This window comes from Cohnella sp. AR92 (assembly GCF_003990975.1).
Classification (GTDB): Bacteria; Bacillota; Bacilli; order Paenibacillales; family Paenibacillaceae; genus Cohnella.
The window spans coordinates 2,501-16,193 of sequence record NZ_RZJR01000005.1; the positions used below are offsets into that span (position 1 = coordinate 2,501).

At 55.0% G+C, this 13,693-nt stretch carries 14 protein-coding genes and 2 rRNA genes (1 of these 16 only partly in view); 14 read left to right on the forward strand and 2 right to left on the reverse strand.

The features are described 5' to 3' along the window. Positions 1-1,351 (forward strand): 23S ribosomal RNA (locus ELR57_RS08755); it begins 1,580 nt to the left of the window's first position. Between the two features lie 104 nt (positions 1,352-1,455). Next, a 5S ribosomal RNA gene (rrf, locus tag ELR57_RS08760) occupies positions 1,456-1,572 on the forward strand. 204 nt (positions 1,573-1,776) lie between these two features. Here the strand turns inward: rrf and ELR57_RS08765 are convergent. Beyond that, complete coding sequence (locus tag ELR57_RS08765) at positions 1,777-2,286, reverse strand: transposase (RefSeq protein WP_126958663.1); 510 nt, start codon at positions 2,284-2,286, stop codon at positions 1,777-1,779. A 178-nt stretch (positions 2,287-2,464) separates the two neighbouring features. Between ELR57_RS08765 and ELR57_RS08770 the strand changes: the two genes are divergently transcribed. From ELR57_RS08770 to rsmI, 11 genes are all read left to right on the forward strand, one after another. Further along, complete coding sequence (locus ELR57_RS08770; RefSeq protein WP_238162459.1) at positions 2,465-2,635, forward strand: sigma factor G inhibitor Gin; 171 nt, start codon at positions 2,465-2,467, stop codon at positions 2,633-2,635. Between the two features lie 129 nt (positions 2,636-2,764). Then, complete coding sequence (locus ELR57_RS08775; protein WP_126958665.1) at positions 2,765-4,240, forward strand: aminotransferase class I/II-fold pyridoxal phosphate-dependent enzyme; 1,476 nt, start codon at positions 2,765-2,767, stop codon at positions 4,238-4,240. 44 nt (positions 4,241-4,284) lie between these two features. Beyond that, positions 4,285-5,730 carry a glycan biosynthesis hexose transferase WsfD gene (gene wsfD / locus ELR57_RS08780; protein WP_126958666.1) on the forward strand — a complete coding sequence of 482 codons (1,446 nt, stop codon included), beginning with the start codon at positions 4,285-4,287 and terminating at the stop codon, positions 5,728-5,730. A 69-nt stretch (positions 5,731-5,799) separates the two neighbouring features. After that, entirely contained in the window at positions 5,800-6,447 is a 648-nt protein-coding gene (gene tmk / locus ELR57_RS08785) for a dTMP kinase (RefSeq protein ID WP_126958667.1), read from the forward strand. A gap of 101 nt (positions 6,448-6,548) precedes the next feature. After that, a complete protein-coding gene (locus tag ELR57_RS08790; protein ID WP_126958668.1) occupies positions 6,549-6,878 on the forward strand; it encodes a cyclic-di-AMP receptor in 330 nt (109 codons plus the stop codon). A gap of 23 nt (positions 6,879-6,901) precedes the next feature. Continuing rightward, positions 6,902-7,345: a YaaR family protein gene (locus ELR57_RS08795; protein WP_126958669.1), complete on the forward strand. Its 444-nt coding sequence runs from the start codon at positions 6,902-6,904 to the stop codon at positions 7,343-7,345. A 109-nt stretch (positions 7,346-7,454) separates the two neighbouring features. Beyond that, the gene (gene holB, locus ELR57_RS08800) at positions 7,455-8,432 is read left to right on the forward strand and encodes a DNA polymerase III subunit delta' (protein ID WP_126958670.1); all 978 of its coding nucleotides are present in this window, start codon (positions 7,455-7,457) and stop codon (positions 8,430-8,432) included. Positions 8,433-8,434: 2 nt separating this feature from the next. Then, on the forward strand, positions 8,435-9,235 hold the full coding sequence (locus ELR57_RS08805) for a PSP1 domain-containing protein (protein WP_126958671.1): 801 nt from the start codon (positions 8,435-8,437) through the stop codon (positions 9,233-9,235). A 46-nt stretch (positions 9,236-9,281) separates the two neighbouring features. Then, positions 9,282-9,644, forward strand: a complete 363-nt coding sequence (locus ELR57_RS08810; RefSeq protein ID WP_370452233.1) for an initiation-control protein YabA — start codon at positions 9,282-9,284, stop codon at positions 9,642-9,644. Between the two features lie 173 nt (positions 9,645-9,817). Next, on the forward strand, positions 9,818-10,633 hold the full coding sequence (locus tag ELR57_RS08815; RefSeq protein WP_238162460.1) for a tRNA1(Val) (adenine(37)-N6)-methyltransferase: 816 nt from the start codon (positions 9,818-9,820) through the stop codon (positions 10,631-10,633). Then, complete coding sequence (rsmI, locus tag ELR57_RS08820; protein ID WP_126958672.1) at positions 10,630-11,610, forward strand: 16S rRNA (cytidine(1402)-2'-O)-methyltransferase; 981 nt, start codon at positions 10,630-10,632, stop codon at positions 11,608-11,610. Before ELR57_RS08815 ends, rsmI begins: the two co-directional genes overlap by 4 nt. A 172-nt stretch (positions 11,611-11,782) precedes the next feature. On the opposite strand, the gene ELR57_RS08825 is transcribed toward rsmI, so the two are convergent. Then, positions 11,783-12,037, reverse strand: coding sequence for an AbrB/MazE/SpoVT family DNA-binding domain-containing protein (locus tag ELR57_RS08825; RefSeq protein WP_126958673.1), 255 nt, complete (start codon positions 12,035-12,037; stop codon positions 11,783-11,785). 337 nt (positions 12,038-12,374) lie between these two features. Between ELR57_RS08825 and ELR57_RS08830 the strand changes: the two genes are divergently transcribed. After that, positions 12,375-13,667, forward strand: coding sequence for an HD domain-containing protein (locus tag ELR57_RS08830; protein ID WP_126958674.1), 1,293 nt, complete (start codon positions 12,375-12,377; stop codon positions 13,665-13,667). Positions 13,668-13,693: the final 26 nt, after the last annotated feature.

Here is a 13,693-nt window from a genome sequence, read left to right on the forward strand (position 1 = left end):
AGGGAAAATTACAGTACCGAAGGTTCCGTGCTCACGCTGCCGAGAAAAGCCTCTAGCCAGGTGATGGTGCCCGTACCGCAAACCGACACAGGTAGGCGAGAAGAGAATTCTAAGGCGCGCGGAAGAACTCTCGTTAAGGAACTCGGCAAAATGACCCCGTAACTTCGGGAGAAGGGGTGCCTCGGTAGGGTGAATAGCCCGAGGGGGCCGCAGTGAATAGGCCCAAGCGACTGTTTAGCAAAAACACAGGTCTGTGCGAAGCCGTAAGGCGAAGTATACGGGCTGACGCCTGCCCGGTGCTGGAAGGTTAAGAGGAGCGGTTAGGGGYAACCCGAAGCTGTGAATTGAAGCCCCAGTAAACGGCGGCCGTAACTATAACGGTCCTAAGGTAGCGAAATTCCTTGTCAGGTAAATTCTGACCCGCACGAATGGCGTAACGACTTGGGCGCTGTCTCAACGAGAGATCCGGTGAAATTTTAGTACCTGTGAAGATGCAGGTTACCCGCGACGTGACGGAAAGACCCCATGGAGCTTTACTGTAGCTTGATATTGAACTTTGGTACGGTCTGTACAGGATAGGTGGGAGCCTTTGAAGCCGGAGCGCCAGCTTCGGTGGAGGCGACGTTGGGATACCACCCTGATCGTATCGGAGTTCTAACCTGTCGCCATGAAACTGGCGAAGGGACCGTGTCAGGCGGACAGTTTGACTGGGGCGGTCGCCTCCTAAAGCGTAACGGAGGCGCCCTAAGGTTCCCTCAGAATGGTTGGAAATCATTCGAAGAGTGCAAAGGCATAAGGGAGCTTGACTGCGAGACCTACAAGTCGAGCAGGGACGAAAGTCGGGCTTAGTGATCCGGTGGTACCGAATGGAAGGGCCATCGCTCAACGGATAAAAGCTACCCTGGGGATAACAGGCTTATCTCCCCCAAGAGTCCACATCGACGGGGAGGTTTGGCACCTCGATGTCGGCTCATCGCATCCTGGGGCTGAAGTAGGTCCCAAGGGTTGGGCTGTTCGCCCATTAAAGCGGTACGCGAGCTGGGTTCAGAACGTCGTGAGACAGTTCGGTCCCTATCTGTCGCGGGCGTAGGAAATTTGAGAGGGGCTGTCCTTAGTACGAGAGGACCGGGATGGACGCACCGCTGGTGTACCAGTTGTTCCGCCAGGAGCATCGCTGGGTAGCCAAGTGCGGGAGGGATAAGCGCTGAAAGCATCTAAGCGCGAAGCCCGCCTCAAGATGAGATTTCCCAATYMGTAAGACCCCTTGGAGAACACGAGGTTGATAGGCTCGGGGTGTAAGCACAGCAATGTGTGTAGCTGACGAGTACTAATCGGTCGAGGGCTTATCCTAATAAGCCACACAGGCARGAAGATTCTAATTTTACGTTAAATCGTGAACGCTAACTCGTTTCGTATCCGGTTATCAAGGCGCAAGCCTTGGACACCTAAACATGGTTTGGTGATGATGGCAGAGGGGTTCCACGCGTACCCATCTCGAACACGACCGTTAAGCCCTCTAACGCCGATGGTACTTGGACCGCAGGGTCCTGGGAGAGTAGGAAGTTGCCAAGCCAAGAAGAAGAGCACCCATTGCTGGGTGCTTTTTTTGTGCTTTCAATTGGTCTTCGATAGAGGAAATAAAAAAAGAACCCGCAGCAACGAGGCCGCGGGCTACAGCAATCTATATATCAGAAGGGGTCATGGGATTATCTTATCTCTACACGATTAAAGCTTCCTGATTAGAACCTTAATATTGGATGAAAGTTTGCGAAAAGCTCAACGATGGTAATAGGAGATCTCCGAGCCCTGGAGCCGAATAACGCCGTCCCCCCTGTCCTTGCGCATACGCATAAGCAGATAGAAACGGGGCGCTAGCAGCCAGAAGTGCCAATAAATCAACGCGATGACCAGAGAGGCGCTCGTCCAAGGGTAGAACAGCCCCGCTACGCAGCAGCCGACGAGCAGGAGGTGAAAATGGAGTCTCCGGAATAAGGACAGGCTTGTATCAGAGACGGGCAGCGGTCCGATCCACGGAAGGTCGAAGCGCAAGAACCACTTTTTCTCCGCGGGCTCTTCCACCCTTCTGAGCGTGATCTTAAGCACGATGGCATGCACCGCGAACATAAGAACAAGACCCAGGAGGGAGAAGATGAAGCCTGCCCACCGGTCAAGAACGGACAGCACGGCAATCCCCATGAAGGCGGTAACCAAGTAGGCGTATTTCATCTCCGGAAGAAGATTCAGTTTGCGGATCAGCTTATAATGATAGATAGTCGCATCGTTCATGCTTACGGCTCCTTACTTAGACGCTCTGTTCATTACTATCGGCTTGAAGATTGGGAAATGTTAAGGTTCAGAGGCAAACCGCTAGCATTGAGTATATTTTCATAGAATGCGGGCCATACTATACATACTATAAGCGATAAGTGAATAGAAAGCAGGGATGCCAGTGGAACAGGAAATCATGTCGACCTGTATAGTCTGCGGCCAACCGAAAGAACAGGGCATTCATATCGTCAATGAGTTTATTTGCTTGGATTGCGAGACGGAGATGGTTCAAACCAAAGTAGAAGACGAGAAGTATCCGTTCTTCGTCCATCGACTTCGTCAGATTGCGGTTCGTTATCATGTGTGAGATCGCCATAGCATGCATTGGTTAAGCCGTCAGTGTACCCTGTATCGGGCGCTGGCGGCTTTTTGTTGCTTCCTCCGGATGCGGGTTTGGTATAATAGACCGAAGCTTACATAAGGAACGGTGTTGAAAATGAATTCAAACGAGGATCGGGCGCCTCTCTTCGACGCTCTGCTGCAGCATGCGAAGCGGAAGCCGGCAAGCTTCCATGTTCCAGGTCATAAACAGAGAGAAACGGCCTATTGGGCGGAAGACGCGTCGATCTTCCGAGAGCTGCTCTCAATCGACTTGACCGAGCTGTCCGATACGGATGATCTCCATCAACCCGAAGGCGTTATCGCCGAAGCGGAGCGGCTTGCGGCACGCTGCTTCGGGGCCGAGGAGAGCTGTCTGCTCGTCGGCGGCAGCACTTCCGGCAATCTGGCCATGATTCTGGGTGTCTGTCAGCCCGGGGAGCTCCTTCTCGTTCAGCGGAATGTCCATAAATCGGTCATCCATGGCTTGATTCTCGCCGGAGCCCGCGCCGTGTTCCTATCGCCGGAGATCGATCCGGACAGCGGTCTGGCTTTGGCTCCTTCCTCCGCAACGGTAGAGGCTGCTCTGGACCGTTATCCGCTTGCCAAGGGGCTAGTTCTCAGCAATCCGAATTACTACGGGCAGGCCTCGGATTTGTCCTCCCATATCGCATTCGCGCACGAACGGGATATTCCGGTTCTGGTCGATGAGGCTCACGGTCCCCATTTTGGACGGCATGCGGCTTTTCCTATGGGCTCTTTAAGCCTTGGTGCGGACGCGGTCGTTCAATCGGCTCATAAGATGCTGTCGGCGATGACGATGGGAGCCTATCTTCATCTGCAGGGAGAGCGGGTCAATCGGCAGACCGTCAGGCAGTACTTGCGGATGGTACAGAGCTCGAGCCCTTCTTATCCGATTATGGCGTCTTTGGATCTCGCCAGATGGCAGGTGCAAACGCAGGGCGAGAGCCTCTTCAACGACGCGCTGGCGGTCTCGGACGAGATTCGGACAGCTCTCGCGCTATCCCCTATTCAGGTGCTTCCTTTGCAAGGAGCTTCATTCGGTTGGAGAGGAGATCCGCTTAAGCTCGTTATAACGGACGCGACCGGTACGCTCACCGGCTTCGAGCTGCGTGATGAATTGGAATCGCAGGGCTGCCTAGCGGAGATGGCGGATGATCGATACGTCGTTCTAGCACTTGGTACGGGAACGCGAGCGGAGGATGGGGAAGCATTGGTCGGAGCCGTAGGAGAGATCATTCATAAATATGGGCTCCAGAAGAAACCCTATAAGGAAAACCTCTCCCACTCCCAGATCGAATACCAGGCGATAACGGAGCCTCCTTATTCTTCGCCCGTTGCCTTCACCCGCCATTCCCCTAAGACCGAATCTCTCGTCCTCGAAGAGGCGGAGGGAAGAAGATGCGGAGAATGGATCATTCCGTACCCGCCGGGCATTCCGGAGCTTTACCCGGGCGAAGAGATAACGGCTGCCGCGATTCACCGGCTTAAGCAATGGCGTCTTCAAGGCTCGCGCATTCAGGGCGCGGAAGACCAAGGGCTTAAGCGAGTGCGGGTGATTGCCGAAGAGTAGTCGTCTGCGCATCGGGAGGGGAAGTCCAAGGAGCTGACCTTCCCATGAATCGTTCCGATGAGGATATCCGCCCGGCTATTAGCCGTTTAGCTACGCTGTTGGCGTCTCTTCTGATTGTCGGCCTTATCATGCTTCCCCCTGTCGTCGGAGTAGCCGACAACGGAGATTTCGCCCGGGTGATGGGCGCTGCCGGAATAGCTCCATTGGATCCGCAAGAGTCCTACGCCGAGCGGTACTTCCGCCATGCCCATTCAAACTTCGCATACGGCAGCTTCCTCAAAGGCGGTTACGTGTCCACTCACGTCGTATTCGTCGCTTTCTCCGGCCTGGTCGCACGTCTTCTGCAAGAACCCCTGTACGATATCCGTTCGTTGGGTCTGTGTTATATGACCGCTCTTCTCCTAGCGTTCTCGCTGTTCATTCGGCATATGCCGGAATTATCGAAACGGCGCAGCAACATGATCTTGGCTGCCGCTCTAAGCATCGCTTTCGCCTTCGTTTTCATGGACATCGGTTATCTCGCCTACTTCCAATCCTTCTTCGGCGAGCCTTACGCGATGGTCGGCATGCTGCTGTCGATAGCGTCGGCCGTCTCTCTGGCTTCGTCCAAGCATCCTTCAGCGAAGCTGCTGGCGCTCTTCATCGGTTCCGCCATGGCCGTCACCACCGCCAAGATTCAATACGCGCCGCTGGGCGTTGTCTTCGCCGCGCTCGCTTGGAGAATGGCGCCCCTGGCAGACCGCGGGGAGTGGCGCCGTCAGGCCCGCGCCGGAGCTCTCCTGCTCGCGGCAGGGACGGTTGCGATGATGCTGGCCGCGCCGAATCGGCTCGTTCACACGAACCTTTACCAATCGATTTTCTACGGCGTGTTGAAGGATTCCCCCTCCGTGATGGCCGATCTTGAAGAGCTTGGGATTCCTCCTAAGTATGCCTCCCTCGCGGGAACGAATTATTTTCAGAAGGATACGGCCATTCCCCAGAGAGACGCGGGCCTCCGGCAGGACGTGCTTGAACGGTTAAACCACCGCACGATTGCCCTGTTCTATCTTAAGCATCCTGAACGGCTGATCGATAAGATGAACAAAGCGGCGCGAGCAGGAACGGCGATCCGCCCCTATTACCTGGGAAATTACGATAAGGAAGAAGGGAAGGCGGACGGCTCCTTGAGCTATCGGTTCAGCGCGTGGAGCGAGTTCAAGAAGCATCGGATGCCGAAGTCGCTTGCCTGGTTCGCCGCTGTCTTCGCAGGGTACATAGGGATTATTACGGCTGCATGGCTTCGATGCTCGACTCGAGGGGGGCGATTGGCGTTCGAGGCGCTGGCGGTTGTCGCCTTATGCGGTCTCTTTGCCTTCGTCATTCCGCTCATTGGAGACGGGGAGGCCGATCTGGGCAAGCATCTGTTCCTCTTCAACGTTTGTTTCGACATGATGCTGCTTGCGCTGTTTGTTCTCGGACTGTACGGATTGGGCAAAAGGTTGGAACGATAGGGACGCGGAGGAGTCGAATAGTATATAATAAAGGGAGAATTTGAAGACGCGAGGATGGGTACACCGGTCATGACTAGAGGTTATTTTCTATCGGTTGAAGGCAACGAGGGAGCCGGCAAGTCTACCGTCCTGACGATGGCGGCCGAGCATCTGGCGAGCAGGGGAGTCGAAGTCGTGACCTCCCGCGAACCGGGAGGAATCGCCATTGCGGAGCAGATCCGGGCGATTGTTCTTGATAAGGGCAATACCAAGATGGATGCGCGTACGGAAGCTCTCCTCTATGCGGCTTCGAGAAGGCAGCATTTTGTGGAGAAGATAGTCCCTACCCTGGATTCGGGCAAGACGATTCTGTGCGATCGCTTTATCGACAGCAGCTTGGCTTATCAAGGGTACGCACGCGGCATCGGAATCGACGAGATTCTGGCCATCAATCAATTCGCGATCGAGGATACGTTCCCCGACCTGACGCTGTTCCTGGACGTCGATCCGGAACGCGGACTCGAACGCATAAACGCGAACAAGAATCGGGAAGTCAATCGATTGGATTTGGAAGCGCTCAGCTTCCATGAGAGGGTAAGGGAAGGCTACCTGAAGATCGCCGACCGGTTCCCGGAACGGATCGTCCGAATCGATGCCAATCGCACGGTTCCCGAAGTGCTTGATGAGATGAAGCGGGCTTTGGATGCCTTCCTAGCGCGGGGGACTCTTTCTTCCTAAGGATTCGTTTGGCGGGTAGAAGAGGATTTTGGCCGCATCGTGTCTAATTATAAGAAGTAGGATTGAAGCGCAATGCTGATAACCGAAGGAGGGACAGGCCGATGAAGCTGTTGATTGCCGTCATTCAGGATAAGGATAGCAGCCGATTGTCAAACGCTCTCATCAAGGAAGGCTTCCGGGCGACTAAGCTTGCCAGTACGGGGGGATTCCTTCGCGCGGGCAATACGACTTTTCTCATAGGCGTCGAGGATGAGAAGATTCAACAGGTGCTTGACGTGATTCGGGCCAATTGCAAGATTCGCGATCAGCTCGTGACGCCGGTATCCCCGGTCAGCGGCGCGGCCGATTCGTATATTCCATTCCCGGTCGAAGTTCAGGTTGGCGGCGCGGCGGTGTTCGTGCTTCCGGTTGAGAGGTTCGAACATTTCTAACGAGACAGTGTGGTGATGCGCCAGTGAAGATCGAACCCGGATTCAGACCGATTAATAAAACGCTCGTGCGCAACGAGATGCCGAACCGGCAGGCGCAGGCGCAAACGTTCGGCGACTTCATGCAGCATCAAGAGGAGAGCCGCACGATCGAGGAGTTGAGCCGCAAGCTGGAGGAGATCGGAGCGCAGGGCGACCGCCTGATGCGCTCGATGACCGTCCGAGAGTTGAAGCAATACCGCCTTATGGTCAAGGCCTTCCTGGAGGATACTCTTAGACGGGGAATCAAGCTCAAGGAGACCAAGGGCTGGGACAGGCGCGGTCGCGGCAAACGATACAAGATTCTCGACGAGGTCGACTCCCTGCTTGTCGCGATGGGAGAAGAATTGCTGCAGTCCGAGGAAGGCAGACTGGAGCTGCTCGAGAAAGTCGGCGAAATTCGCGGCTTGCTGATTAATTTAGTATTCTAATGGATATGCTGTGCAAGGCCGTCTGCGCGAGAGTCGAGCTAATCGAGTCGAACCTTGCGAGCGGCCTTTGTTATTATACATAAACGGGATCAGGAGAGGGGGAGAGAGGATGTCGATGCAAGACGTTCCCGGGCAGCGCCGGGCGAAGTCGCTGCTTCAGAACGCGCTGCGCGCCGGCAAGGTGGCTCACGCCTATCTGTTCGCGGGGCCGGCGGGAAGCGGCAGGAAAGCGATGGCCCAGGCGTTCGCCCAGACCTTGTTCTGCGAGAAGCAAGGGATCGATGCTTGCGGAGAATGCCTGGAATGCCGCAAGGTGCTCCACGGCAACCACCCCGATCTCCATCTGGTCGTTCCGGACGGGGCGACGGTGAAGATCGAGCAGGTTCGCGAGCTTCAGAAGGAGCTATCCTATCGAAGCGCGGGAGCGGGACGCAAGATATATATAATAGAAGGCGCGGAGACGATGACGACGCCGGCGGCGAACAGTCTCCTTAAGTTTCTGGAAGAGCCCTCTTCTCCGGTCGTTGCGATCCTGATCGCCCCGAGCGCCCAGGCGGTGCTTCCGACCATCTTGTCGAGAAGTCAGCTGGTGCCATTCGTTCCGGGCGATCCCGAGGAATTGGAGCAAGCTCTCGTCTCCGAGGGCAAACCCGCGTTGATCGCGAGAACCGCGGTACATCTGACATCGGGTCTCGACTCGGCGAGAGCTCTCTCCCAAGAGAATTGGTTTGCAGAAACTCGAAACGTAGTGATACAATTGGGGAAGGAGAATTCGTCGCGATTCCCTGCTGTCCTGCTCACGGCGCAGCAGCAGGTGTTCAAGACGGATCTTGCCGAACATACAGACACCTTGCTGCAGATGTTTGCCTTATGGTATAGAGATATGATTTACGTCATGACCGGCCGAGAGAAGAAGATAGTGTTCTCGGATCAAGTAGATTGGATCGCCAAGCATGCCTGGAGTCGCAGCTTGGACAGCTGGCTTGCGGCGATGGAATCGGCGTTGACGGCGGCTCGCCGAATTAAGGCGCATGTACAGCCGCAGCTCGCCTTGGAGCAATTTTTGGTTAACTCGCGGGAGGGATAGAATTGTACGACGTTGTCGGCGTCCGCTTTAAGAAGGCGGGCAAGGTCTACTATTTCGATCCCGCCGAGCATTCGGTATCCAAAGATCAGAACGTTATCGTGGAGACGGCCCGCGGAGTGGAATATGGTCTCGTGGTCATCGGACCCAAGACCGTCGGAGAATCCGACGTGGTGCTGCCGCTGAAGAAGGTCATTCGAGTGGCGGGAGAGCAGGATGCCCGGGCTGTCGAAGAGAATCGGAATGCGGCTAAGAATGCCTTTGCGATAGGCCTGCAGAAGATCAAGGATCACCAATTGAAGATGAAGCTGGTAGACGTGGAGTACACGTTCGACCGCAACAAAATCATCTTCTATTTCACGGCCGAAGGCCGCGTCGACTTCCGGGAGCTCGTCAAGGACTTGGCGGGGGTATTCCGGACACGGATCGAATTAAGACAGATCGGCGTGCGCGATGAAGCGAAGATGCTGGGCGGGATCGGCCCGTGCGGACGGATTCTCTGCTGCTCGTCTTGGTTGGGAGACTTCGAGCCTGTCTCCATCAAGATGGCGAAGGATCAGAATCTGTCGCTCAACCCGACGAAGATATCGGGCCTGTGCGGGCGATTAATGTGTTGTCTGAAGTACGAGCACGACAACTACGAGAGTGCAAGAGAAGAGATGCCGGCGGTTGGCAAGTTCGTCGTAACTTCATTCGGCGAGGGCAAAGTCGTAGGATTGAACGTAGGCAATCGCACGGTGCATGTCCAGTTGTTCGACCTCGGCAAAGTGAAAGAACTATCGTTCGAGGATGTCGTGGTCAAATAACCGTTTCGACACTGACACAACCTGATGCTTGAGGTGTAAGCTGTTGATGAATGACATTTTCCAACGCATGGAAGAGATTGAAGCGCAGCTGCTCCATGCCCATACCGAATTCGGATCGCTTAAGTTTAAGATCAAAGAGCTCCTCGAACAGAATCAGCAGCTGCTGATCGAGAACGAGCAACTGCGCAAGGTCTTGAAGCGTGAGAACGGCTATGCCGCCGTCGAGACGGAGCAACGGGCGGCTGCAGGACCTTCCAAAGAAGCAACGGGATCGACGAATGGCGTCGGGGAAGGCTACGATAACTTGGCCCGGCTTTATCATGAAGGATTCCATATTTGCAACGTTTATTATGGGCATCTGCGGATGGAAGGCGATTGTCTGTTCTGCCTCTCCTTCTTAAGCAAGTAAAGACAGCTCTTAGGAGCCATGCGAAGCACGCGCTGTTCTTCCTTCATTGCGAGGAGGAATGGCGCTTTTTTAATTCCCGCCGCCGGATAAACGGCTGCAAGGGTGGCATTTCGCCTGCGGATCGGGTAAGCTAATGGGCATGAACTTGTATGGAACGGATGGTGGGGGAAGAAATGTTGGATTCGCCGATGAATGCCGAGGCCTATGCGGATTCCGAGCTCAGGCCGGGAGAACGGCTGGATGACCTGTTGACGTACGAGCTGAAGATCATTCAGAGCCAAGAGGTATTCAGCTTCTCCTTGGATGCCGTTCTCCTGGCGCGGTTCGCAACGGTTCCTCCTCGCGGACGGGTGCTTGATCTATGCACGGGCAATGGAGTTATCCCTATCTTGCTGTCGACGCGAACCTCCGCGCAGATCGAAGGCGTGGAGATTCAGCCGCGGCTGGCGGACATGGCGGAACGGAGCGTCGCGCTGAATGGGCTTGCCGATCGGATTCGGATCCGGCTCGGCGATCTGAAGGAGTTCGACAGCCCGGACGGACCTTATGACGCCGTAACAGTGAATCCTCCGTATATGCCCGTGAAGTCCGGCGAGCACAAGGAGAATCTCCATCAAGCGATGGCTCGACATGAGCTGGGCTGCACGCTCGAGGATGTCGCGTCGGCCTGCTCCCGCTTGGTCAAGCGGGGAGGGCGCGTCTCGATGGTCCACCGGCCATCCCGTTTGGCCGAGATCATGGAAGCGCTGCGGAAGAACCGCCTGGAGCCGAAGCGGATACGCTTCGTCCATTCCCATGCGGACAGCGAAGCGAATATGGTACTGATCGAAGCGCTGAAGGAAGGCAAGCCGGAGGTTCGGCTGCTGCCGCCGCTTATTGTCTACCATAAGGATAGGCAATATACGGAAGAGCTGCTGGACGTCTTCTATGGTAGAAAAGATCGGCTAATCGATAATGGCACCCAGGGGATGGAGGAGAAAGACCAATGAGCTCACGGGAGAAGGAACGGGAAACGGGTGGAGGAATCGGGAGCGAGAGCGTCAATGGGACAAGCCCAGAGGTAACTATCCAGAAGAGCTTCGCCAAGCGGGATAAGCCCGGCACGCTGTATCTGGTTGCGACCCCTATCGGCAATCTGGAGGACATGACCTTCCGGGCCGTCCGCACGTTGAAGGAAGTCGACCTGATCGCCGCGGAGGACACTCGCCTATCCCGCAAGCTTCTGACGCACTTCGAGATCAGCAATCGCCTGGTCAGCTATCACGAGCACAACAAGGAAGCAAGCGGTCCTGAGTTGATTCGCCTGCTGTCCGAAGGCAGCCATGTCGCGCTGATCAGCGACGCGGGTCTGCCGGCTATCTCGGATCCTGGCGCCGATCTGGTGGCCGAAGCCGTCTCCCTGGGAATTCCCGTCGTCCCCATTCCGGGGGCCAACGCGGCTCTGTCGGCGTTGATTATCTCCGGCCTGCCGACGGACCGGTTCCTGTTCGCCGGGTTCCCTCCTCGCGATCGCAAGGGATTGGACCGCTTCCTCGACGGAATCGGCTCCGAGCCGGGAACGGTCATCCTCTATGAAGCCCCGCATCGGTTGAAGAAGACGTTAGAGGCGATCGCGGCCAAGTGGGGTCATCGCAGGCTGGCGATCGTGCGCGAATTGACCAAACGATACGAGGAAGTCGTTCGGGGTACGGCGGAAGCGTGTCTCGGCTATCTAGAGGAGGTTCCGCCTCTGGGAGAGTGCGTTCTTCTGCTAGAGGGAACCGCTAGCGCCGGCGATGCTTCGGGAATGGAGCCCGGACAGGCTTCGGGCGAAGCGGAAGCTTGGTGGGCCGCTCTGCCGCTCGCCGAGCATGTTAACCGTTACGAGGCGGAAGCGGGCAATCGGAAGGAAGCGATGCGTCTTGCTGCCCGTGATCGCGGGTTATCGCGCAGGGATGTCTACCAAGCGCTGCTTGAACAGGAGTAGGTTGTCCACAGAACCGATCCGACGGTCGGACGACTTATGCCCTTGCTGCTTGTCCACTTGTGGACAAGCAAAAAAATCCCTCCCGAATGAGGCTCGGGAGGGTTGCAAGGAGATATAAAAAGGTTAGAATTAACAAATTTTAGACTTTCGTTTTCTATTATAGCACACTTCTTTAATTTGTCACAGGTGTAGGCATATCCTTCAGGCAATCTCTGCAAACAATTTTGCCTTTGAAGTAGATGACGCTCTCCGCATTTCCACAGAAGATGCAAGCAGGCTCATACTTCTTGAGCATAATGCGCTCTCCATCCACATAAATCTCAAGCGCGTCCTTCTCTCCGATGCCCAGCGTACGACGCAGCTCGATCGGGATGACCATCCGTCCCAGCTCGTCCACTTTACGCACAATACCAGTCGATTTCATCATTTGGAAAACTCCCTCATCTCAGGTTAAAATAAATGCAAAGCTCTCTAGCAAACGATCAACAAAGTCGGATTAGTATTCGTCAGTATTCGACAAAATTCTCGGTTCACTGGCTATTATCATACCAACCATTCCCAGATAAGTCAACTGAGATTGTGTGACGGAGTAGAGAAAAACCTTGAAAGGCCTTTAAATACAGGAACATTACAGATACTGAGGCGAAATGCTGCAGCAAAGCAAGTCATTAAGTCCTATTACATATAACGACATTATTCGACAATAGTTTCGGTTTTTTGTCGATTCTTGTGAAAGAAAATTATGGAATGCGGAGGTGCTGCCTATGTTTCGACTTTTAGATGAAGAGAAAGTATTCAAGGATCCGGTTCATCATTCCGTCTACGTGCAGGAGGAGACGATCTGGAGGCTGATCAACACGCCGGAGTTCCAACGGCTCAGGAGAATCCGGCAATTAGGCACGACGTATCTGACTTTCCATGGCGCGGAGCATAGCCGGTTCTCCCACTCCCTTGGCGTCTACGAGATTACGCGGAAAATCATCAATCAGTTCGAGCGCAACGGGTACAAGGATTGGCCTCAAGAGGAGAAAATGGTGAGCTTGTGCGCGTCCTTGCTCCACGACGTCGGTCACGGGCCGTTCTCCCATGCGATCGAGCAGGTGTTCGACATGGACCATGAAGAATGGACGTGCGCGATTATTCTAGGAGATACGGCGGTCAATCGGGTACTCAAGGAAGCCGACGAGGAACTTCCGCAGAAGGTCGCTTCGGTCATACGCAAGACGTATGACAAGCCGATCGTCGTCAGCCTCGTGTCCAGCCAGATGGATGCGGACCGAATGGACTATCTTCTCCGGGACGCCTATTACACGGGAGTCAATTACGGCACCTTCGATCTGGACCGGATTCTTCGCGTCTTAAGGCCCCATCAAGGGCGAATCGTGGTCAAAGAGAGCGGAATGCATGCGGTAGAGGATTATCTGATGTCGCGCTACCAGATGTACTGGCAGATTTACTTCCATCCGGTGACCCGAAGCTCGGATATTCTGCTCAAGAAAATTTTCAAGAGGGCCATGGAGCTGCATCGGAACGGGTACACGTTCAAGTTCATGCTCCATCCGCTAAGGCAGCTGCTGAAGGGGGAGCTTACGGTCGCCGATTATTTAAGTCTGGACGACAACATCGCCTTCGCGGCCTTCAGCCAGTGGGCCCTTGAGGAGGACGAGCTGCTGGCGGATCTATCCCGCCGATTCCTCAACCGGCAGCTATATAAATATGTACAGTTGGAGACGATGGATCTGAAGCTTGCGGACAGCCTGCGCGAGGAGTGGACTTCCATCGGCTTGGATCCGGAATACCACCTGGAGACGGATACGGTGGTCGATCTTCCTTATGACCTGTATAAGCCGGGAATAGAAACGGGCCCCTCGGAGAAACCTCCCATCCTGCTGCTCGACGAGAAGGACCAGTTAACGGAGATCTCCGCGAAGTCGGATATCATTCGCTCGATTGCCGGCATCCACCGCGGAAAGTACTTCATTTATTATCCGGAGGAGCTGCTCCGGGAGAAGGCCGATCTGCTGAAGACTCGGACCCGGGAGCTATTGCATCTATAATAGAAGCAACAATTAGATAGAAGGAG

Bases quoted from the DNA above. Each gene is read 5' to 3' on its own strand.
- ELR57_RS08765 (WP_126958663.1), bottom strand. From the start codon at position 2,286: ATGAACGATGCGACTATCTATCATTATAAGCTGATCCGCAAACTGAAT.
- ELR57_RS08770 (WP_238162459.1), top strand. From the start codon at position 2,465: ATGTCGACCTGTATAGTCTGCGGCCAACCGAAAGAACAGGGCATTCAT.
- ELR57_RS08775 (WP_126958665.1), top strand. From the start codon at position 2,765: ATGAATTCAAACGAGGATCGGGCGCCTCTCTTCGACGCTCTGCTGCAG.
- wsfD (WP_126958666.1), top strand. From the start codon at position 4,285: ATGAATCGTTCCGATGAGGATATCCGCCCGGCTATTAGCCGTTTAGCT.
- tmk (WP_126958667.1), top strand. From the start codon at position 5,800: ATGACTAGAGGTTATTTTCTATCGGTTGAAGGCAACGAGGGAGCCGGC.
- ELR57_RS08790 (WP_126958668.1), top strand. From the start codon at position 6,549: ATGAAGCTGTTGATTGCCGTCATTCAGGATAAGGATAGCAGCCGATTG.
- holB (WP_126958670.1), top strand. From the start codon at position 7,455: ATGTCGATGCAAGACGTTCCCGGGCAGCGCCGGGCGAAGTCGCTGCTT.
- ELR57_RS08810 (WP_370452233.1), top strand. From the start codon at position 9,282: ATGAATGACATTTTCCAACGCATGGAAGAGATTGAAGCGCAGCTGCTC.
- ELR57_RS08815 (WP_238162460.1), top strand. From the start codon at position 9,818: ATGTTGGATTCGCCGATGAATGCCGAGGCCTATGCGGATTCCGAGCTC.
- rsmI (WP_126958672.1), top strand. From the start codon at position 10,630: ATGAGCTCACGGGAGAAGGAACGGGAAACGGGTGGAGGAATCGGGAGC.
- ELR57_RS08825 (WP_126958673.1), bottom strand. From the start codon at position 12,037: ATGATGAAATCGACTGGTATTGTGCGTAAAGTGGACGAGCTGGGACGG.
- ELR57_RS08830 (WP_126958674.1), top strand. From the start codon at position 12,375: ATGTTTCGACTTTTAGATGAAGAGAAAGTATTCAAGGATCCGGTTCAT.